Origin of the sequence: Streptomyces fractus (genome assembly GCF_049844455.1) — a bacterium.
Lineage (GTDB): Bacteria > Actinomycetota > Actinomycetes > Streptomycetales > Streptomycetaceae > Streptomyces > Streptomyces fractus.
This window is the reverse complement of sequence record NZ_JBMYHI010000002.1, coordinates 1,330,425-1,349,781: the sequence shown is the minus strand read 5'-3', so window position 1 is coordinate 1,349,781 and position 19,357 is coordinate 1,330,425. Positions and strand designations below refer to the sequence as shown.

Annotated in this window: 17 protein-coding genes; 14 read left to right on the top strand and 3 right to left on the bottom strand. The window is 71.7% G+C overall.

Features of this window, described 5'->3' with window-relative positions:
* Nucleotides 1-19 precede the first annotated feature (19 nt).
* The 7 genes from ACP4E5_RS08160 to ACP4E5_RS08130 all read left to right on the top strand — a co-directional run bounded on the left by ACP4E5_RS08160 (nucleotide 20) and on the right by ACP4E5_RS08130 (nucleotide 8,452).
* The gene (locus ACP4E5_RS08160) at nucleotides 20-1,132 is read left to right on the top strand and encodes an NDMA-dependent alcohol dehydrogenase (protein WP_425826413.1); all 1,113 of its coding nucleotides are present in this window, start codon (nucleotides 20-22) and stop codon (nucleotides 1,130-1,132) included.
* Between the two features lie 10 nt (nucleotides 1,133-1,142).
* Complete coding sequence (locus tag ACP4E5_RS08155; RefSeq protein ID WP_425826411.1) at nucleotides 1,143-2,627, top strand: aldehyde dehydrogenase family protein; 1,485 nt, start codon at nucleotides 1,143-1,145, stop codon at nucleotides 2,625-2,627.
* The gene (locus ACP4E5_RS08150) at nucleotides 2,614-3,726 is read left to right on the top strand and encodes an LLM class F420-dependent oxidoreductase (RefSeq protein ID WP_425826409.1); all 1,113 of its coding nucleotides are present in this window, start codon (nucleotides 2,614-2,616) and stop codon (nucleotides 3,724-3,726) included. The genes ACP4E5_RS08155 and ACP4E5_RS08150 overlap by 14 nt, the downstream gene beginning before the upstream one ends.
* On the top strand, nucleotides 3,723-4,859 hold the full coding sequence (locus tag ACP4E5_RS08145) for an NDMA-dependent alcohol dehydrogenase (RefSeq protein ID WP_425826407.1): 1,137 nt from the start codon (nucleotides 3,723-3,725) through the stop codon (nucleotides 4,857-4,859). Before ACP4E5_RS08150 ends, ACP4E5_RS08145 begins: the two co-directional genes overlap by 4 nt.
* A gap of 32 nt (nucleotides 4,860-4,891) precedes the next feature.
* A complete protein-coding gene (locus ACP4E5_RS08140; protein ID WP_425826405.1) occupies nucleotides 4,892-6,205 on the top strand; it encodes a phenylacetate--CoA ligase family protein in 1,314 nt (437 codons plus the stop codon).
* A 119-nt stretch (nucleotides 6,206-6,324) separates the two neighbouring features.
* On the top strand, nucleotides 6,325-7,428 hold the full coding sequence (locus ACP4E5_RS08135; RefSeq protein WP_425826403.1) for a zinc-dependent alcohol dehydrogenase: 1,104 nt from the start codon (nucleotides 6,325-6,327) through the stop codon (nucleotides 7,426-7,428).
* A 19-nt stretch (nucleotides 7,429-7,447) separates the two neighbouring features.
* Nucleotides 7,448-8,452: an amidohydrolase family protein gene (locus tag ACP4E5_RS08130; protein ID WP_425826401.1), complete on the top strand. Its 1,005-nt coding sequence runs from the start codon at nucleotides 7,448-7,450 to the stop codon at nucleotides 8,450-8,452.
* Between the two features lie 9 nt (nucleotides 8,453-8,461).
* Here the strand turns inward: ACP4E5_RS08130 and ACP4E5_RS08125 are convergent, their stop codons facing one another.
* On the bottom strand, nucleotides 8,462-9,256 hold the full coding sequence (locus tag ACP4E5_RS08125; protein ID WP_425826399.1) for an IclR family transcriptional regulator: 795 nt from the start codon (nucleotides 9,254-9,256) through the stop codon (nucleotides 8,462-8,464).
* 404 nt (nucleotides 9,257-9,660) lie between these two features.
* Here ACP4E5_RS08125 and ACP4E5_RS08120 point away from each other — a divergent pair, with 404 nt between their 5' ends.
* Genes ACP4E5_RS08120 through ACP4E5_RS08095 form a run of 6 tightly spaced genes read left to right on the top strand, consistent with a single transcriptional unit; the run spans nucleotide 9,661 to nucleotide 16,030 of the window.
* A complete protein-coding gene (locus tag ACP4E5_RS08120) occupies nucleotides 9,661-11,247 on the top strand; it encodes an ABC transporter substrate-binding protein (RefSeq protein WP_425826397.1) in 1,587 nt (528 codons plus the stop codon).
* Nucleotides 11,244-12,287 (top strand): ABC transporter permease, encoded by a 1,044-nt coding sequence (locus ACP4E5_RS08115; protein WP_425826395.1) that lies wholly within the window; start codon nucleotides 11,244-11,246, stop codon nucleotides 12,285-12,287. Before ACP4E5_RS08120 ends, ACP4E5_RS08115 begins: the two co-directional genes overlap by 4 nt.
* Nucleotides 12,274-13,152 (top strand): ABC transporter permease, encoded by an 879-nt coding sequence (locus ACP4E5_RS08110; protein WP_425826393.1) that lies wholly within the window; start codon nucleotides 12,274-12,276, stop codon nucleotides 13,150-13,152. The genes ACP4E5_RS08115 and ACP4E5_RS08110 overlap by 14 nt, the downstream gene beginning before the upstream one ends.
* Nucleotides 13,149-14,186 (top strand): ABC transporter ATP-binding protein, encoded by a 1,038-nt coding sequence (locus ACP4E5_RS08105; protein ID WP_425826391.1) that lies wholly within the window; start codon nucleotides 13,149-13,151, stop codon nucleotides 14,184-14,186. The genes ACP4E5_RS08110 and ACP4E5_RS08105 overlap by 4 nt, the downstream gene beginning before the upstream one ends.
* Complete coding sequence (locus ACP4E5_RS08100) at nucleotides 14,183-15,178, top strand: ABC transporter ATP-binding protein (protein ID WP_425826389.1); 996 nt, start codon at nucleotides 14,183-14,185, stop codon at nucleotides 15,176-15,178. Before ACP4E5_RS08105 ends, ACP4E5_RS08100 begins: the two co-directional genes overlap by 4 nt.
* A 9-nt stretch (nucleotides 15,179-15,187) precedes the next feature.
* Entirely contained in the window at nucleotides 15,188-16,030 is an 843-nt protein-coding gene (locus tag ACP4E5_RS08095; protein ID WP_425826387.1) for an SDR family NAD(P)-dependent oxidoreductase, read from the top strand.
* 7 nt (nucleotides 16,031-16,037) lie between these two features.
* Here the strand turns inward: ACP4E5_RS08095 and ACP4E5_RS08090 are convergent, their stop codons facing one another.
* Together ACP4E5_RS08090 and ACP4E5_RS08085 are read right to left on the bottom strand one after the other, a co-directional pair.
* On the bottom strand, nucleotides 16,038-16,862 hold the full coding sequence (locus tag ACP4E5_RS08090) for a patatin-like phospholipase family protein (RefSeq protein ID WP_425826385.1): 825 nt from the start codon (nucleotides 16,860-16,862) through the stop codon (nucleotides 16,038-16,040).
* A gap of 149 nt (nucleotides 16,863-17,011) precedes the next feature.
* Entirely contained in the window at nucleotides 17,012-17,791 is a 780-nt protein-coding gene (locus tag ACP4E5_RS08085; protein WP_425826383.1) for an IclR family transcriptional regulator, read from the bottom strand.
* Nucleotides 17,792-17,903: 112 nt separating this feature from the next.
* On the opposite strand from ACP4E5_RS08085, the gene ACP4E5_RS08080 reads away from it, so the two are divergent.
* Entirely contained in the window at nucleotides 17,904-19,355 is a 1,452-nt protein-coding gene (locus tag ACP4E5_RS08080) for a carotenoid oxygenase family protein (protein WP_425826381.1), read from the top strand.
* Nucleotides 19,356-19,357 lie beyond the last annotated feature (2 nt).

Here is a 19,357-nt window from a genome sequence, read left to right as displayed (position 1 = left end):
GGGACGAGGGGGTCCATCGATGAGTATCACCGCACGTGCCGCGGTCTGTCGTGAGCCGGGCAAGCCGTGGGAGATCACCGAGGTGGAGGTGGACGAGCCCCGCGCGGGCGAGGTCCGCATCCGATTCCATGCGGCCGGCCTGTGCCACTCCGACGACCACATCCAGAAGGGTGCCTCACCGATGCGTCTCCCGGTCGTCGGCGGCCACGAGGGCGCGGGCGTCGTCGAGTCCGTGGGGGACGGGGTGACCCGGGTCGCCGCCGGCGATCACGTCGTCTGCTCCTTCATCCCGGCCTGCGGCTCCTGCCGTTACTGCTCGACGGGCCGGCAGAACCTGTGCGACGAGGGCAAGTACGCCCAGACCGGCCAGTTCGCCGACGGCACCTTCCGCTTCCACGAGGGAGACGAGGACCTCGGCGGCCTGTGCGTCCTCGGCACCTTCGCCCAGTACGCGGTCGTCTCCGAGTTCTCCTGCATCCGCATCCCCGACGACATCCCGTTCGAGGTCGCCTCACTGGTCGGCTGCGCTGTGCCCACCGGCTGGGGATCCGCCGTCCACGCGGCCGGGGTGCGGGCCGGGGACACCGTCGTCGTGTACGGGGCGGGCGGCGTCGGCAGCAACGCCGTGCAGGGGGCCGCCTACGCGGGCGCCAAGAACGTCGTCGTGGTCGACCCGGTGCCGTTCAAGCGGGAGATGGCAGAGGTCTTCGGCGCCACCCGCACCTTCGCCGACGCCGCCGAGGCCCACGAGTACGTCGCGGAGACCACGTGGGGTGAGCTCGCCGACCACGCGATCATCACGGTCGGTGTCCTGGACGACGAGGTGATCGCCCGCGCCGTCGACGTCATCGGCAAGAGCGGACAGGTGACGGTGACCGCCGTCGGCAACGGCTCCCTGCACACCCACCCGGGCCCGCTCATCGGCTACCAACGGCGCGTGCAGGGCGCCATCTTCGGCGGCTGCAACCCGCTCCACGACGTGCCCCGGCTGCTCGGCCTGTACCGGTCGGGACACCTGAAACTCGACGAACTGGTCACACGCACGTACCGGCTCGACGAGGTCAACCAGGGCTACCAGGACATGTGGGACGGCAGGAACATCCGCGGCGTGATCGTCCACGAGCAGGACTGAGGAGTACTTCATGGCGACCCGAATCTTGTCCGGCACGTCCGGCTCCGACACCTCCGCCCTCGTCGCGGACAACACCCACCTCGTCGGCGGCGACTGGATCCCCGCCGCCGGCGGCGAGACCCTCGCCGTCCTCGACCCCGCGACCGGCCAGGAGTTCGCGCGGGTACCCCGTGGGCGCGCCGCGGACATCGACGCCGCGGTCCGCGCAGCCGAGGCGGCCTTCCCCGCCTGGCGCGACACCAGTCCGGCCGATCGAGCCGAACTGCTGCTCCGCTGGGCCCAGTTGATCCGTGAACACGAGGCGGAGATCGACCGCCTCGAATCGCGGGAGGTGGGCCGCCCGCACTGGGGGCCGCTGCCGCTGCCCGGCATGCTCACCTTCATCGCGGGCCAGGCCGACAAGGTACAGGGCCACACCCTGCCCACCCGCAGCCCCGACGTGCTCGGCCTCACGCTGCGCGAACCGTACGGCGTTGTCGGCAGCATCATCCCGTGGAACGCGCCGGGCCCGATGTTCGTCAACGACGTCGGACCGGCCATCGCCGCAGGCAACACCATCGTCGTCAAACCCGCCGAGGACGCCCCGCTCACCCCACTCGCCCTCGCCCGGCTCGCGGAACAGGCGGGCATTCCGGCCGGGGTCGTCAACGTCGTCACCGGTTACGGATCCGAGGCGGGCGCCGCGCTGCCCGCGCACCGCGGCGTGCGCCGCATGAGCTTCACCGGCTCGCCGGCCACCGGCTCCGCCGTCATGGAGGCCTGCGCGAAGCACCTCATCCCGCTGCACCTCGAACTCGGCGGAAAATCCCCGCAGGTGATCCTCCCGGACGCCGACCTGGACGCCGCGATCCCCGCCATAGCGACCGGCATCACCCTCAACACCGGGCAGATCTGCGCCGCGGGCTCCCGCGTCGTCGTCGACCGGTCCGTCCACGCCGAGGTCGTCGAGCGGCTCGCGGCGCAGCTGGGGCAGGTGACGGTCGGGCCGGGACACGAGCAGGTGCAGATGGGCCCGCTGATCAACGCCCGCCAGCACGCCCGCGTCCTCGACTACATCCAGCTCGGGAGCAAGGAGGGCGCCCGGCTCATCACCGGTGGCGGTGTGCCGCGGGGGGACGGGTACGCCGACGGGTTCTTCGTCGAGCCCACCCTCTTCGACCTGGTCGAGCCCGGGATGCGGATCGCCCGGGAGGAGATCTTCGGCCCGGTCCTGTCGGTGATCCCCGTCGACGGCGAGGACGCGGCGCTGGCAGCCGCCAACGACACCGAGTACGGCCTCGTCGCCTCCGTGTGGACCCGCGACCTCGCCCGCGCGGTGCGCTTCTCGCGCGGGCTGCAGGCCGGCCAGGTCGCGGTGAACGCCGCACTCGGCGGCGGCGCCATCGGCGCGCCCTTCGGCGGCTACAAGGGCAGTGGCTTCGGCCGCACGATGGGCGCCGACGCCGTGCGGTCGTACACGCAGGAGAAGGCGGTGTCGCTGCGTGGCGCCGTCTGAGCGGATGGGCGCGGAGCGCGAGCGGGACAGGGCGACCGGCTCCGCACCGGGTACCGTCCCCGCGCCGGGCGTGGAGCCGGCACCCGGTGCCGGTACCGAGCCAGGCGCGGCCCCCGAACCCGTCACCGCCCCCGCCCCGACATCCGGCCTCCGTATGCGGGTGCTCATGGAGCCCAGCCACGGCGCGACCTACGACGACATCCGCGCGCTGGCCCAGGCCGTCGAGGGCGCCGGGTTCGAGGCGTTCTTCCGCAACGACCACCTCATGGGTGTCGACCCCGAGGACTCGACCTACCAGCCCACCGAGGCGTGGACCACGCTCGCCGGTCTCGCCCGCGACACCCGGCGCGTCCGCCTCGGCGCCCTCATGGGCGCGGCCACCTTCCGCGCCCCCGGACTGCTCGCGGCGATCGTCGCCACCGTCGACCAGATGAGCGGCGGCCGCGTCGAACTCGGCCTCGGCACCGGCTGGTACGAGCGCGAGCACGCCGCGTTCGGGCTGCCGTTCCCACCCACCGCCGAACGCTTCGACCGCCTTGAGGAGCAACTAGCGATCATCACGGGACTGTGGTCGACGCCGCCCGGCGACGACAAGGGCTTCACCTTCGACGGCGCCCACTACCGCATCGACGCCAACCGCACCCCGCCCCGCACCGCCCAGACCCCGCACCCGCCGATCCTCATCGGCGGCACGGGCCCCAGACGCACCCCGGCTCTCGCCGCCCGCTACGCCGACGAGTTCAACACCGCGCTCGGCGGCGATCTGCGCCGCCGGTTCGCCGTCTTCGAGCAGGCCTGCGAGGCGATCGGCCGCGACCCGGGCACGGTGCGCCGCTCCTCGGTCCTCCCCGTCGCCTGCGGCAGCTCCCGCGCCGAAGCCGAAAGCCGGGCCGCCGTCATCGGCTCCGACTTCATCTGCCGCGAGGCCGCCATCGGCTCGCCGGACGCGATCATCGAACGCCTCGCAGAGCTGCGCGAGATCGGCGCCGACACCGTCTACCTGCACATCTACGACATCCACGACCTCGACCACATCGCCCTGCTCGGCGCCGAGGTCCTCCCGCACGTCGCGTCGACACCACCAGGGGGCATCCGATGAGCAGCAGCACCCTCACCACCCTCACGACCCGAGCCGCCGTCGCCCGCGAGCCGCACAAGGGCTGGGAGCTGACGGAGCTCACCCTCGACGCACCCAAGGAGCACGAGGTCCGCGTTCGGTTCCACGCGGCGGGCCTGTGCCACTCCGACGACCACATCACCCAGGGCGACGCCCCCGTCCGCTTCCCCCTCGTCGGCGGACACGAAGGCGCGGGCGTCGTCGAGTCGGTCGGCCCGCACGTCCGCCGGGTCAAGCCGGGAGACCGCATCGTCTGCTCGTACATCCCCGCCTGCGGCGCCTGCCGACCCTGCTCGACCGGCCACCAGAACATGTGCGTCCAAGGGCTCAACGCCAGTACCGGCATGTTCCTCGACGGCACCTACCGCTTCCACCAGGGCGACGAAGACCTCGGCGGATTCTGCACCGTCGGCAGCTTCTCGCAGTACGCCGTCGTCTCCGAGTACGCGTGCATCCCACTGCCCGACGACATCCCGTACGAGATCGGCGCCCTGGTCGGCTGCGGCGTGCCGACCGGCTGGGGATCGGCGGTGTACGCGGCCGGAGTGCGGGCCGGGGACACCGTCGTGATCTACGGGGCGGGCGGCGTCGGCAGCAATGCCGTGCAAGGGGCCGCCTACGCGGGCGCCAAGAACGTCGTCGTGGTCGACCCGGTGCCCTTCAAGCGGGAGATGGCCGAGGTCTTCGGCGCCACCCGCACCTTCGCCGACGCCGATGAGGCCCACGAGTACGTCGCCGAGACCACCTGGGGCCAGCTCGCCGACCACGCCATCTGCACGCCCGGCGTGCTCACCGCGGAGATCGTCGACGCCGCCGTACAGGTCGTCGGCAAGGCCGGACAGGTCACCCTGACGGCCATGGGCAAGCTCACCGAGAAGGCCGCACATGTCCACGCCGGACACCTCATCTCCTACCAACGCCAGGTCAGGGGCGCCCTGTTCGGCGACTGCAACCCGATGTACGACGTGCCGCGCCTGCTGCGTCTCTACCGCGACGGCGACCTCAAGCTCGATGAGCTGATCACCCGTACGTACCCGCTCGACGGCCTCGACCAGGCCTGCCAAGATCTCGCCGACGGACGCAACATCCGCGGCGTCATCGTCCACGAACACTGACCGACCGGCTGCCTTCCGCCGAAAGGACCTCTGTGGCCACCCCCAGCTTCGTCGCCGCCGCCGACCGGAACGCCGTCACCGCCGCGCTGCGCGCCCAGCTCACCGCACTGCCCGACCGATCACCGTTCTACGCCGACCTGTTCGCCGAGCACGGCGTCGCGCCCGCCGCCTTCCAGACCCTCGACGACCTGCGCAAATTCCCCTTCACCCACAAACAGGCGCTGCGCGACTCGCAGGCCGCCGCGCCTCCGCTCGGCCGGCACGCGGGCGTCACGATGCGCGATGTCGTCCGGGTGCACGCCTCCACCGGCACCACCGGCAAGCCCAGTTGGATCGGAGTCACCCGGCGCGACGCCGACGCCTGGACCGGGATGGTCGCCCGCGCCTTCACCACCATGGGCGCCACCCGCGAGGACGTCGTCCTGCACGGCTCCGGGCTGACCCTCTTCGTCGGCGGCCTTCCGGTGCGCGACGCCCTGGAACACATCGGCGCGACGATGGTCCCGATCGGCACCGGTGCCTCGCAGAAGGCGCTGCTCGCCCTGGAGACACTCGGCGTCACGGCCCTGCACTCGACGCCCTCGTACGCCCGCTATCTCGCCGAGTACCTGCGCAAACAGGGCCGTGATCCAAGGGAGTTCGGCCTGAAGAAGATCTTCGTGGGGGGTGAGCCGGGCGGCGGGGAGCCCGCCTTCCGGGCGCGGGTCGAGGACGAATGGGGCGCGCCCGTCACCGAGGGCCTCGGCAACGCCGACATGGCACCCGTCCTGTTCGGCGAGGCGCCGGGCAGCGACGGGATGCGGTTCACCGGCGGCCGGCACGTCCTGGTCGAACTCATCGACCCCGACACCGGGGAGAGCGTCGGCGCCGAACCGGGCGCGAGCGGCGAACTCGTCTACACCTCCGTCGACCGCGAGTGCTGCCCGCTGGTGCGCTTCCGCACCCGCGACCGAGTGACGGTCACCGGTCTCGCAGCCGACGGAGCCCCGCTGATCCGCTGCGTGGGGCGCACCGACGACATGCTCATCGTCCTCGGCGTCAATGTCTTCCCGTCCGCTGTCCGGGACTTGGTGCAGACCCTGCACCCGCGCACCGGGGGAGCCGTCCAGATCGTGCTCCCGCAGGCGGGGCCGCGCGTCGAGCCGCCGCTGCGGGTCGAGGCCGAGTGGGGGGAGGCGGCAGTCGATCCGGTGGCGCGCGAGGCGCTGAGCGGCGAGATCGAGGACCTGATCCGCTCCCGGCTCTCGGTGCGGACCCGGGTCACCCTCGTACCGCCCGGCACCCTCGCCCGCTCGGAAATGAAGTCGCAGCTCACGCGGATCGACGACGGACCGTACGGACAGTGAGGAACCGACTGTGCTTTCCCGGGGGATAACCCCCGGACCCCCAGCCGGACAAGCGCGTCGGTCGAGGCCCTCGGCGTGGCATGCGCGAGTAGGCAGCTGAACAGGAAGGAGAGGTGGGTATGGCCGACACGGTACGCGCCGCAGTGCAAGTTGCCCCGCGGAAGCTGGAGATACGGGAGTTCCCGCGGCCGAGAACCGGGCCCGACGACGGACTGCTGCGCGTGGAGGCCAACGGCATCTGCGGCAGCGACCTGGAGATGTACAAGGGCCATCTGCTCATGGGCTCCTTCCCGTTGGTGCCCGGACACGAGCCGCTCGGCATCGTCGAGGAGGTCGGCGAGCGGGCGGCCGAGCGGTGGGGTGTGCGGCCCGGTGACCGGGTGGCCCTCGAGGTGATCGTGCCCTGCCGGGCCTGCCACGACTGCCTCACCGGCCGCTACCAGGCGTGCCGCAACAAGTCCGGCGCGCACGGCGTGACCGGACTCGACAAGCCGCCGGGCCTGTGGGGCGGGCTCGCCGAGTACCTGTATCTGCAGCCGAACGCCGTCCTGCACAAGGTGGACCGGAACATCCCCGCCTCGACCGCCGCCATGTTCAACCCCCTGGGTGCCGGGGTGCGTTGGGCCGCCCACCTCGGCGGCGTCGGCTTCGGGGACACGGTCCTCATTCTCGGCGCGGGGCAGCGCGGCCTCGCCTGCGTGATCGCCGCGCGGGCGGCGGGCGCCGGCACGATCGTCGTCACAGGCCTCGAGTCCGACGCGCACAAGCTCGCGCTGGCCCGGGAGTTCGGCGCCGACCACACCCTCGTCGTCGACGGCGACGCGGCCGAGGACCCGGTCGAGCGGATCCGCGAGATCACGGACGGCGCGATGGCCGACGTCGTACTGGAGCTGACCCCCATGGCGTCCGGACCGGTCGGCGAGGCGCTGCGTGCGGCACGGCACGGCGGCCGCGTCGTGCTCGCCGGACTCAAGGGCAACCGCGAAGTGCCCGTCACCACCGACCTGATCATCAACCGCGCGCTGACCGTCGTCGGCGCGTACGGCGTCGATGCCCGCGCCTACTCCGAGGCCATCGCGCTCATCGAGTCGGGCCGCTTCCCGCTGGAGAAGCTGCACACCCACAGCTTCGGCCTGGACGACACCGACCTCGCGTTGCGCACGCTCGCCGGCGAAGTGCCGGGCGAGGCCGCGGTGCACGTGTCCGTCCACCCGAACGACTGAGCCGACCGAGGAAGTCACGATGCTGATCGACGCCCACGCCCACCTGCTGCCCCGCGACTACCCCGCCGACGCGCCCGCCTGCTTCCCCCGCATGGAGCCCGTCGACGGAGACACCGCCCGCACCCTCCTCTTCGGCGAGATGCGCTTCCGCGCCCGCGACGTGTTCTTCGACGCCGAGCGCCGCATCGCCGCCCAGGACGCCTCCGGCGTGCACGCCGAGGTCCTCAGCCCGATGCCCCCGCTGCTCCGCTACGACCTGCCCGCTGCCGACGGCCTCTCGCTCGCCCGGCACGTCAACGAGTTCACCGCCTCGCTCTGTTCGGCCTTCCCCGACCGGCTGCTCGGCTTCGGCATGGTGCCCATGCAGGACCCCGACGCCGCCACCGCCGAGCTGAAAACCCTGCGCGAACAGGGCCTGTACGGCGTCGAGATCACCTCCAACATCCTGGGATCCTCGATCGGCGACGCGAAGTTCCTGCCGTTCTTCCAGGAGGCCGAGCGTCTCGGTCTGCCCGTCTTCGTCCACGCCATGCCCGCACCCAGCGAGCGGCTCCCCAAGTCGGCGATGGGGACGTACACGGTCGGCGTCGAGGGCGCCTACGCCGCCGCATCACTCGTCACGGGAGGCACCGCCGCCGCCTGCCCCGACCTGCGGATCTCCTTCAGCCACGCGGCGGGCGGCTTCCCGCTGATGATCCCTCGGCACCAGTACTTCTGGGGCGGCTCCTGGAACGAGGAGGAGCCGGTGCCCGAACGCGCCGTCGCCCCGGACGACGGGCCCTCACCCCTCGAGTACGCGCGCCGCTTCTACTACGACTCCCTCGTCTTCGACCGGCGCGCCCTGCGCTTCCTCCTCGAACTCCTCGGCCACGACCGGCTGTTGATCGGATCCGACTTCCCGGCGATGCCCCGGGAGGAGCCGGCCGGGCGTACCCTGCGCTCCATGGACCTGCCCGACACCGTCCTTGAGGACGTCACCTGGCACAACGCGTTCCGGTGGCTGGGTATCGAGCCGACGCGGTAGCCCGGCCGATCATGCGGCCGGGCCGAGCGACCGGGTGATCGACCGCGCGGTGCGGGTGAGCAGCGCCGTCAGCTCGCGCGGCCGTGCGGTCGCCGCGTCCACCACCACGCTGATCGCCGCCGCGGTCCGGCCGTCCGGGTCGGACACCGGCACCGCGACCACCAGGTCCGGCAGGGTGATCCGGCCGCGGGCCACCGCGACCCCGGTCCGTCGGATCTCGGCGAGCTCGGCGCGCAGCGCGGCCGGGTCGGTGAGGGTCATCGGGGTGAGGCGCTGCAACGGGGAGGCGAGCACCTCGTCCTGCACCTCCTGGGCGGCGTACGCGAGGAGCACCAGCCCGGTGCCGGTGACGTGCAGCGGCCTGCGGTCGCCGACCCGGCTGCTGAGCGGATTGCCGACCCGCGCCCGCAACGTCTCGACGTACACGACCTCATGGCCGTCGCGCACCCCGAGATGCACGTTGCCGCGGGTGCGTTCGTGCAGGTCGTCGAGGTAGGGGAAGGCGGCCTCGCGCAGCCGCAGGCCGCGGGGCGCGAGCGCGGAGAGTTCCAGGAGGCGCAGGCCCACGGTGAAGCGCCGGTCGGGCCCGCGTTCCAGGACGCCCCAGGCCACGAGTTCCCGGGTGAGGCGGTACGCGGTCGGCAGCGAAAGCTCCGCCCGCCGGGCGATCTCGCTGAGTGTGAGGCTGCGGTGGCGGGGACCGAAGGCGCTGAGGACGGAGAGCACCCGGCCCGCCGCGGTAAGGCGCGGCTCGTCGGGCGAGGGGGCATCGGGGAGTGCAGGTGTCGCGGCTCGTGCGGGCATGTCGTACTGCACCTCCAGGGGGCGTCGGCTCGTCCGCGGGCACAGTCTCACCAGGGCCCGGTCGCCGCACAAGGCCTCCGGTGACGGGCCGCCGCGATTTTCCCGAACCGCGCAAGAGCGGCACGACATATGACGTAGACCCGAACGGCCCGACCGGGCCATGGACGCGATCGCGCCCCGCCCTCGTCCCCACGCCGCGGCCAACTTCCCTTTCACACGGCGAAAGCCGCCTATTGCGGTCCCGACCCCCTGGCGACGCTGTGGAGCAAGCGGTGACGCACGTCACGCGTCGGTGCGGGAGCAAGTGCGCCGGCACCTCGGTGGGCACGGACGGGAGGTCGCACGTGCGAGGCAGAACTGAGAGGACAGCGTGGCGGGGGAGGGCCGGGCGGCTCAGGCTGTTCGTGGCCCTGGCGACGGCACTCCTGGTCGGCGCGGCCGGTTGCAGCGGAAGCGGCAACACGACCACGGACGCGGCCGCCCCCGCGGGCAACCCGCAGCGCGGCGGTTCGCTGACCGTCCTTGAGGACGCGGCGTTCGCCGGCTCCTGGCCCACAGGGCTCGACCCGGCGACGAACACCACCGGAGGCGCCAACGTCACACAGATGAGCGCCATTTACGGCGGCCTCTTCACGCTGACGGCCACCCACGGCGGCAAGGACGCCAAGATCACCCCGAACCAGGCGGAGAGCTACAAGCTGCTCGACGGCGGCAAGACCGTCAAGATCACCCTGCGCAAGGGCATCACGTTCTCCGACGGCACGGCCTTCGACGCCGACGCGGTCGCCTTCAACCTCCGCCGCGCCCTCACCGCCAACTGCACCTGCAAACCGACCTGGCCGGTGGCGAAGAGGGATGCCGTCACGACGGAGGGGAAGGACACCGTCGTCCTGCACTTCGTCCGCCCCTACGGCGGCGTCATCAACAACTTCCCGATCTCCAACACCAATTGGATCGCCTCGCCGACCGCGCTGAAGAAGGCGGGCAAGGCCAACTTCAAGATCAAGCCGGTGGGTGCGGGCCCGTTCACCGTCGCGTCGAACAAGCTCAGCTCCGAGCTGTCCCTCAAGCGCAACCCCACGTACTTCAAGAAGGGCCTGCCCTACCTCGACAACCTCACCGTCAAGTCAATCGGTGGCGACCAGCCCGCCTACCAGGCACTCCTGGCCGGTCAGGCGCAGGCCTACGAGGGCCTGAACACCACGCCGCTGCTGAAGCAGGCGCAGGCCAACAAGCAGCTCACCACCACGGTGCAGCCCGCGACCTCCCCGTACGTCGTCCAACTGAACACCAAGAAGGCCCCGTTCGACGACAAGCGGGCCCGCGAGGCGATCTACTACGCCTCCGACTTCAAGGCGATCGCCAAGGGCCTGTTCAAGGGCATCTATCCGGTCAGCCAGAACTTCACCGCACCGGGCGGCCTCTTCTACGAGCCCACCGTGCCCGGCTACCGCGAGCACGACCTCGCCAAGGCCAAGAAGCTGGTGAAGCAGGTCGGCGGGATCACCGTGGAGCTCGGCACGCTCGGCAACTACGTCGCCAAGCAGGTCATGACCGCCTTGCAGACGCAGTGGAAGGAGGCCGGCATCAAGGTGACCATCAAGGACTACCCGCTCTCCACGCTGATCCAGCAGTTCAACTCGGGCCAGTGGACGACGGTGTTGCAGACCGCGGGCTCCTGGGACCCGGTCGCCGGCGTCGGCGTCGGTTTCCGCTTCTCCTCGACCTCCCCGTACAGCGGCGTCAAGGACGCGACCCTTGACGCGCTCCTCGACAAGGCCGCCACCAGCACCGACCAGGCCGAGCGCAAGCAGCTCTACAGCCAGGCCGGCAAGCGCATCAGCGACGAGGCGTACGCGCCCTTCGGGCTCGCGTTCGCCCCGACGAACCTGGCTGCGAAGGGCGTGGCGGGACCGGGGCTCACCACCAAGATCCCGCCCATGACCGTCAACACGAACATCCTGTGGGACCAGGTCTGGAGGCAGCAGTGACCGCCTCGGCACCAGAGGCCCCCGAGGCACCCGCACCAGAGGTGGCAGGACCGGCCGCCGCCGGACGGCGGCTCGCGGGCTCGCCCGCCGTGCGGCTCGTCGGGAAGCGCCTGCTGCTCGCGGTGCCGATCCTGCTCGGGGTCAGCGTCCTCACGTTCTGGGTGCTCAACCTCGTGCCCGGTGACACGGCGCAACAGCTCCTCGGCGCCGACGCCACCCCGAAGCAGGTGGCGGCGCTGCGCACCGAACTCGGCCTGGACCGGCCCGCTCCGGCCCGCTACCTCGACTGGCTCGGCGCGGCCGTCCAGGGCGACCTCGGAAAATCGCCGGTCAGCGACCAGTCGGTGACCGGCATGATCGGCGGGCGCCTCGCGCTCTCCGGCGAGCTGGTCGGGCTCGCGTTCGTGATCTCCGTGGTCGCCGCGATCGCCGTGGCGCTGTACGCCGCGCACCGGCCGAACGGCTTCTTCGACCGGCTGTCCATGATCGTGAGCGTGACCGGTCTGTCGGTCGCCAACTACGTGCTGGCGCTGCTCCTTGTGTGGCTGTTCGCCGTGCGGATGGCGGTACTGCCCGCCATCGGGTACGTACCGTGGTCGCACGGCGCAGGACCTCATCTGCGCTCGCTGATCCTGCCCGTGGTGGCCATCGCGTTCCCGATCTTCTGCCTCTACACCCGCTTCCTCCGCGGCGACCTCGTCGACCAACTGCAGGGCGAGGACTACATCGTCACCGCCCGCGCCAAGGGCATCCCGGCCCGGCAGGTGCTGCTGCGGCACGCGTTCCGCAACTCGTCCTTCGGCCTGATCACCCTCGTCGGCCTCAACCTGGGCACACTCATCGGCTCCACCGTGATCATCGAGCAGATCTTCGCGCTGCCGGGCATCGGCCAGCTGATGCTGCAGGCCATCAACACCCGGGACTTCGTGGTCGTGCAGGGCTGCGTCATCGTCTTCGCCGTCGTCGCGGTCCTCGCCAACCTGCTCGCCGACCTCCTCTATGCCGTACTCGACCCGAGGATCCGCTATGGCAGTCGCTGAAGCACCGCAGGCGCTCGCCCCCGCGGCCCGCGGTGACGCCCCGGCGCGTGCGCGGAGTTGGCTCCGCGCCCCTCGTATCGCCGTCCCCGCCGCGGTGCTCGTCCTGATCGCGCTGCTCTGCTACCTGGGGCCGCTGGTGCTCCCACTGCCGTCGCCGATCGGCGGGAAGGTACTGGAGGCGGGGCTGCCCGCCGGCTCACCCGGCCATCTGCTCGGCACCGACCCGAACGGCAACGACGTACTGTCCCGGCTGCTCAACGGCGGCCGAGCCTCGCTGACCGTGGCCGTCACCGTGAACGTGCTCGGGCTGCTGATCGGCGGCACCCTGGGCGCGCTGTCCGGGTATCTCGGCGGGCTCGCCGACACCCTGATCATGCGACTCCTCGACATCCTCATCGCGTTCCCGTCGCTGGTACTGATCCTCGCGGTCGCCCAGGCGCTCGGGCAGAGCCTCACCAACACGATCATGGCCCTGGCCTTCTTCAGCGTCCCCGCCTTCGCCCGGATCGCCCGCGCGGCCACGCTCCGGCTGCGCGAGCAGCCGTTCATGGCCGCGGCGGCGCTGTGCGGCACCTCGGGGCGGCGGATCCTGCTGCGGCACGTCGCGCCCAACATCGCGCCCCAACTGCTCACGTTCGGAATGCTCGGCATGGGCGTGGTCATCGTCATCGAAGGGGCGCTGAGCTTCCTCGGGCTCGGCATCCCGGCGCCCAGGCCCAGCTGGGGGAACATGATCGCGCAAGGGCAGCAGTCCCTGTCGGCGACGCCGATGCTCGTCGTCTGGCCCTGCCTGATCCTGTTCGCCACCGTCTTCGCCTGCAACCTGCTCGGCGAGGCGCTGCGGGAGCGGGAGGGTGCGCGATGACCTCCGACACCCCGCTGCTCGAAGTCACCGACCTGAGGGTCCGCTTCCGGCCCGCCGGCAGCCGGTCGCGGGCCGTGCACGCCGTCAACGGCCTCTCGTACCACGTGCGTCAGGGGCGGATGCTCGCCATCATCGGCGAGTCGGGATCCGGCAAGAGCGTCGCCGCCCGCTCGCTGATGGGGCTGCTGCCGCCGACAGCCGAAGTCACCGGTTCCGCCCGCTTCGACGGCACTGAACTGGTCGGCCTGCCCGAGCGCGCGATGCGCGGGCTGCGCGGCAGCGGCATCGCCATGGTCTTCCAGGACCCGACCCGCTCCCTCAACCCGACCATGCGCATCGGCGCGCAGATAGCCGAGGCGGTACGGGCCCACGCCGACCTCGACAAGCGCGCCGCCGCGGCCCGCGCCGTCGAACTCCTGCGCCTCGTGCGGCTGCCCGCCCCCGAGCGGCGCTTCCACGAATACCCGCACCAGCTCTCCGGCGGCATGCGCCAGCGCGTGATGATCGCCATCGCGATCGCCGCTGAACCGCGGCTGCTCATCGCGGACGAGGCCACCACCGCCCTGGACGTCACGACCCAGGCCCAGATCATGGACCTCCTCGTCGACCTCCAGGACCGGCTCGGCATGGCGGTCGTCCTGATCAGCCACGACCTCGGCCTCGCGGCGAGCTACGCCCAAGAGGTCGTCGTCATGTACGCGGGCCGTGCGGTGGAGTACGCGGAGACCGCCCGGCTCTTCGCCGACGTCCGCATGCCCTACACCAGGGCCCTCCTCGGAGCGGTGCCCCAGCTCGAACGCGAGCCGCACAGCCTGCTGCCGGTGGTGCCCGGACAGCCCCCGGACATGACGGCGCTGCCCGACGAGTGCGCGTTCCGCCCGCGGTGCGCGTCGGCGAGCGAGCAGTGCGCCAAGGTGCCGCCGTTCTCCGAGCACGAACCGGGTCACTGGTGGGCCTGCTGGCATCCGGCGGGGGCCGCGGACAGGCCGGATACCACGGACGGATCGGATCTCCCGGACGGAGCCAAGCCATGACGGCCACACCCCTGCTCCAAGTACGCGACGTCGTACAGGAATTCGCCGTCCGCGGCGCAGGTGGGGTCAAGGGCGGCGTCGTGCACGCCGTGTCCGGCGTCTCCTTCGACATCCACGCCGGGGAAACCCTCGGCGTCGTCGGCGAGACCGGCTCCGGCAAGTCGACCCTGGCCCGCTCCGTCGTCCAGGCCCCGCGGCCCAAGTCCGGCGAAGTGCTCTTCCAGGGCACCGACCTGGTAGGGCTGCGGCGGCGCGCGCTGGTGGCGGCCCGGCGCGATCTGCAGATGGTCTACCAGGACCCGTACGGCTCGCTGAACCCGCGCTGGCGGGTCGGCGAGCTGGTCGAGGAACCCCTGATCGGGTACGGGGCGGGGGCCGCGGCCCGCCGTCGCGAGCGGGTCCGTGAACTGCTCGACCTGGTCGGCCTCGACCCGTCCGTCTACGGCGACCGCCGCCCCCACCAGCTCTCCGGCGGGCAGTGCCAGCGCGTCGCCATCGCCCGCGCCCTCGCTCTGGACCCCGCGCTGATCGTCTGCGACGAGGCGGTCTCCTCGCTCGACGTCCTCATCCAGGCCCAGGTGCTCAACCTGTTCGAGCGCCTGCGCCGCGAATTCGACCTCTCGTATCTGTTCATCAGCCACGACCTCGCCCTGGTCAAACAGATCAGCGACCGGGTCGCGGTGATGCACCTGGGCGAACTGGCCGAGGTCGCGCGCGCCCAGGAGCTGTACCGGCGGCCGCTGCACCCGTACTCCGCCGCCCTGTTGGACTCCATCCCCGGCCTCGACCCGGCCACAGGCCGCACCCGCCGCCCGGCACCTCCACGCGGTGAACCCCCGTCCCCGATCACCCCGCCCAGCGGCTGCCGCTTCCGCACCCGCTGCCCGTACGCACAGCAACGGTGCGCCGACGAACGCCCGCTGCCGCGCGAGGCGGCACCCGGACACCAAGTGGCCTGCCACTTCCCACTGACCCATGAACCCCGCGCCTGAGGAGACGACTTGACGACCACATCCGGCTTCGACGCCCCCAACGACCCCATCGCAGGCGGCGATCCCACCGCGGAGGGCCAGTGGCTGCGCGGCCGCGGCGCCCTCATCACCGGCGCCGGACTCAGCGGCCCGGTCGGCGGTGTCGGCTACGCCATCGCCCGGGTCTGCGCGAGCCACGGCGCGGCGGTCGCCGTCCTGGACCGCGATCCGGCGGCCGCCGACCGCACCGTCGAGGCGATCGTGAAGGACGGCGGCGAGGCCTTCCGCGTCGACGCGGACGTCACCAGGGACGAGGACTGCGAACACGCGGTGGCCGAGACCGCTGAACGCTTCGACGGCCTGGGCCGCAGCCTGGACATCCTGGTCAACAACGTCGCGTCCGGCGAGCGTTCCGGGGTGTTCGACGTCGGCCCCGACGACTGGGACCGGTTGATGGACATCAACCTCAAGACCGCCTGGCTGATGACCCGCCACGCCGAACAACGCATGACGGCGGGCGCCGCCATCGTCAACATCTCCTCCGTCGGCGCCCGCGGCACAGGTCCCGCCATGGTCTACACCGTCGCCAAGGCCGGCCTGGAGAACCTGACCAAGGGCGCCGCGACCACCCTCGGCCCCCGCGGCATCCGCGTCAACGCCGTCCAGGTCGGCGGTATCTGGTCCTCGTTCGCCGCCGCCAACATGACCGAGGACATGCGCGAACCCCGCCGCCGCGCCATCACCCTCGGCACCGAGGGCACCCCCTGGGACATCGCCTACGCCGCCCTCTACTTGGCGAGCGACAAGGCCCGCTGGGTGTCGGGGCATGTGCTCGCGGTCGAGGGTGGCGGGATGGGCCGGCCCTCGCGTTGAGTCCCGCTCACCTCACAGCCGCCACCGCCCCCAGACCGTCCTCGTAGCCGAGCACGGCGGCCACACCACGGATGTCCGGGTCGAACGGGTCGGTACCGAGGGCGGCGCGGGTCCGTTCGGACGGCTCGATGACCACGGCGCGGTCCAGGACCCGCCGCCGCGCCGGGTCCTGGTCGCCGGGCCATTCGGGCATCGGCTGGAGGACGATGACGCGGTCCGCGTCGCGGGCGAGTTCGGCGTTGGTGGGCGAGAGCGTGCCGCCGTCGATGTAGTCCTCGCCGTCGATACGGACCACCGGCCACAGGCCCGGGACGGCGCAGCTGGCGGTGATCGCGTCGACCAGACCGACGCCGGACGCGCTGGTGAAGAGCGCGCGGGTGCCGTCGGAGCGGAGGGCGGTGACGGTGAGGTGGGTGTCCGGCCAGGCGTCCTTCTCCACACGGCGGGCCACCGCGGCCCGGCGGATGTCCGGTGCGACGCCGGAGCGCTCGCGGGACAGGGCGACGAACCGGCGGGTCTTCTCCGCGACGTCGGCCGGGCTCTCATGGATGGCCGTCAACTCCGGCATCACGACGGCGAAGTCCGCCGCCGGGGCCGGCTCGTCATTACGGCGCGACTTGCGGACCATCATGTCGAACTGCGCGCCTGCCGAGCCCGACTGGAGCACGGCGGCCGCCACGGCCGAGCCGGCCGACGTACCGATCACGTGGTCGACGGCGGCCAACCGGAGCGCTCCGGACTCCTCCAGCGCCGCGAGCGCGCCGATGGCCCAGCCGATCCCGGCCAGTCCACCGCCTCCGAGGACCACGGCTGTCGATTCCTGCTCCGACATCAGCAACCTCCAACAGGTCCGTCCGGCCCGCGTCGATCGCGCCCGGCACGATGACCAACCCGCCGACGGGCGCGTGCATTCCACCGGTGTGCGGGACATGCCACTGGCCGAGACGGCTGCGTCTCGGTGGGGTCGGCCTGCCTACGCCCTCAGAACACCGCCCCGCGCAGCCGACGCTCGATGCGTTCCGCCGCCGCGGCCACCTGCGGGGCCAGCGCGCTCGCCTCGCGACCCGTGGTCATGCGGGCTCGTGGGAGGGCGAGCGTCACCGCCGCGCGTGGCTCGCCCGTGCCGGTGTGGACGCAGGCGCCGACCGCCGCCACGCCCCGGTCGCTGTCGCCGAACGCGGCCGCCCAGCCGCGCTTGCGTACCCGTTCCAAGTCGCGCAGCAGGCCCGGCCAGTCCGAGCCGTCCTCGCTCAGCAACGGGCGCGGGATGCGCCGGCGCAGCTCGTCCTCGTCGTAGCAGGCGAGCATCGCCCTGCCGCCGGCCGTGCGGTGCGCGGGGAGCACGATGCCCACCCGCGAGGCCACCCGATCCGGGCAGCGACCCTCCAGGCAGGACACGAATCGGATCCTCGGGCCTTCGAGGACGACAAGACCGGCCGTCTCTCCGGCCTCGTCCGCGAGTTCACGCAGCACGGGATCGGCGGCGTCCCGCAGGGTGATCGCGGCCGTGGTGGCCAGGGACAGCTCCAGGACCGCGGGTCCGGTGATGTAGGGATCGCCCGGCCGGTCCTGGCGTACGAAGCCGGCGTGTTTGCACGTGCTCAGCAGCCGGTGCGCGGTGGACGTGCCGACGCCCAGTTCCGCCGCCACCTCGGTGAGGGTGACCGAGCCGCGCCGGGCCACCAGCAGCACGAGCCGCAGCGCGTGGTCCGCCGACTGCAGGACCCCGGCGGATCGTTCCTGACCCGGTGATTTCCGCATACAGGAATCCTAGGGAGTTTTCTTGCTGCCGCTCGAAATCCGCTGTTTACCTGAATGTGACGGGTCTCACCCCGCCAACTCCCCGCCCCCGCACGTCTCTTGGAGGTGTCGCATGCCCGCGCCCCGATTCCCGGACACTCCGGCGTTCGCAGGTGCCAGTGCCCCGATGCGGGTGGAGGCCGACATCATGGACGTCGAGTGTGTGCAGGGCGAGGTGCCCGCCCAGCTCGACGGCACGTACTACCGGGTGGTCGCGGACCACCAATGGCCGCCACTGGTCGCGAACGACATCAAGTTCAACGGCGACGGCATGGTCATGTCGATGCGCTTCAGCGACGGGCACGTCGACTTCAAGAGCCGGTACGTCCGTACACCGCGCTTCGTCGCCCAACAGGAGGCCAGGCGGGCCCTGTTCGGCGCGTACCGCAACGCCTTCACCGACGACCCGTCCGTGCGCGGCATGAGCCGGGGACTGGCCAACACCAATGTGTTCTGGCACGCGGGCAAGCTCTTCGCGGCCAAGGAGGACAGCCCGCCGATCCGTATCGACCCGGACACCCTGGAGACTCTCGGGGAGGACACCTTCCAGGGAGCGCTGACCTCCGAAACCTGCACGGCACACCCCAAGTTCGACCCGCGCACCGGCGAGATGGTGTTCTTCGGGTACGCGGCGAAGGGCGAGACGACGCCCGACATCGCGTACTACGAGGCCGACGCCAAGGGTCGGATCGTCCACGAGACCTGGCTGAGGGCCCCGTACGCGAGCATGGTCCACGACTTCGCCGTCACCCAGAACTTCGTGATCTTCCCGATCATTCCGCTGGTCAGCGACATGGACCGGTTGCGGGACGGCGGGCCGATCTTCGCCTGGGACCCGTCGAAGGACGTGTACCTGGGGGTGCTGCCGCGCAAGGGTCGCTCGCGGGACGTGCGCTGGTACCGGGCGTCCAACCGATTCTCCAGCCACATCATGGGCGCCTGGGACGACGGTCGGCACATCCACATCGACACACCTGTCTCTGAGTCCAGTTACTTCCCCTTCTTCCCCGACCTGTCCGGCGCCCCGTACGACCCCGAGCGCACCAAGGGCCACCTGTCCCGCTGGACCATTGACACCGCCGCCGACCCCGACGGCGGCTTCACTCAGCGGCGGCTGACGGACACGGCCGGCGAATTCCCGCGCATGGACGACCGTTACGAGACCCTCCCGTACCACTGGGGTGTCATGGCGGCCTACGAGGTGCCGGGGGAGGCGCGGCCGGGCGGCGGGTTCCGCTGGGTCGCGGCCGTCGACCACCGCACCGGCGTCACCACCACGCACTACGCCGGCGACCACACGTCCGTCGCCGAGCCCCTGTTCGTCCCCGCCCACGACGGCGCCGCAGAGGGCGAGGGCTACGTGCTCGCCGTCGTCGGACGCCTCACCGAGAACCGCAGCGACCTGCTCGTCCTCGACGCCCGGGACATCAGCGGCCCGCCCGTCGCCACCCTGCGCTTCCCTCTGCGCATCCCGTATGGCCTGCACGGCAATTGGCTCACCGCCACCGAGCTCAGGACCGTCTGACA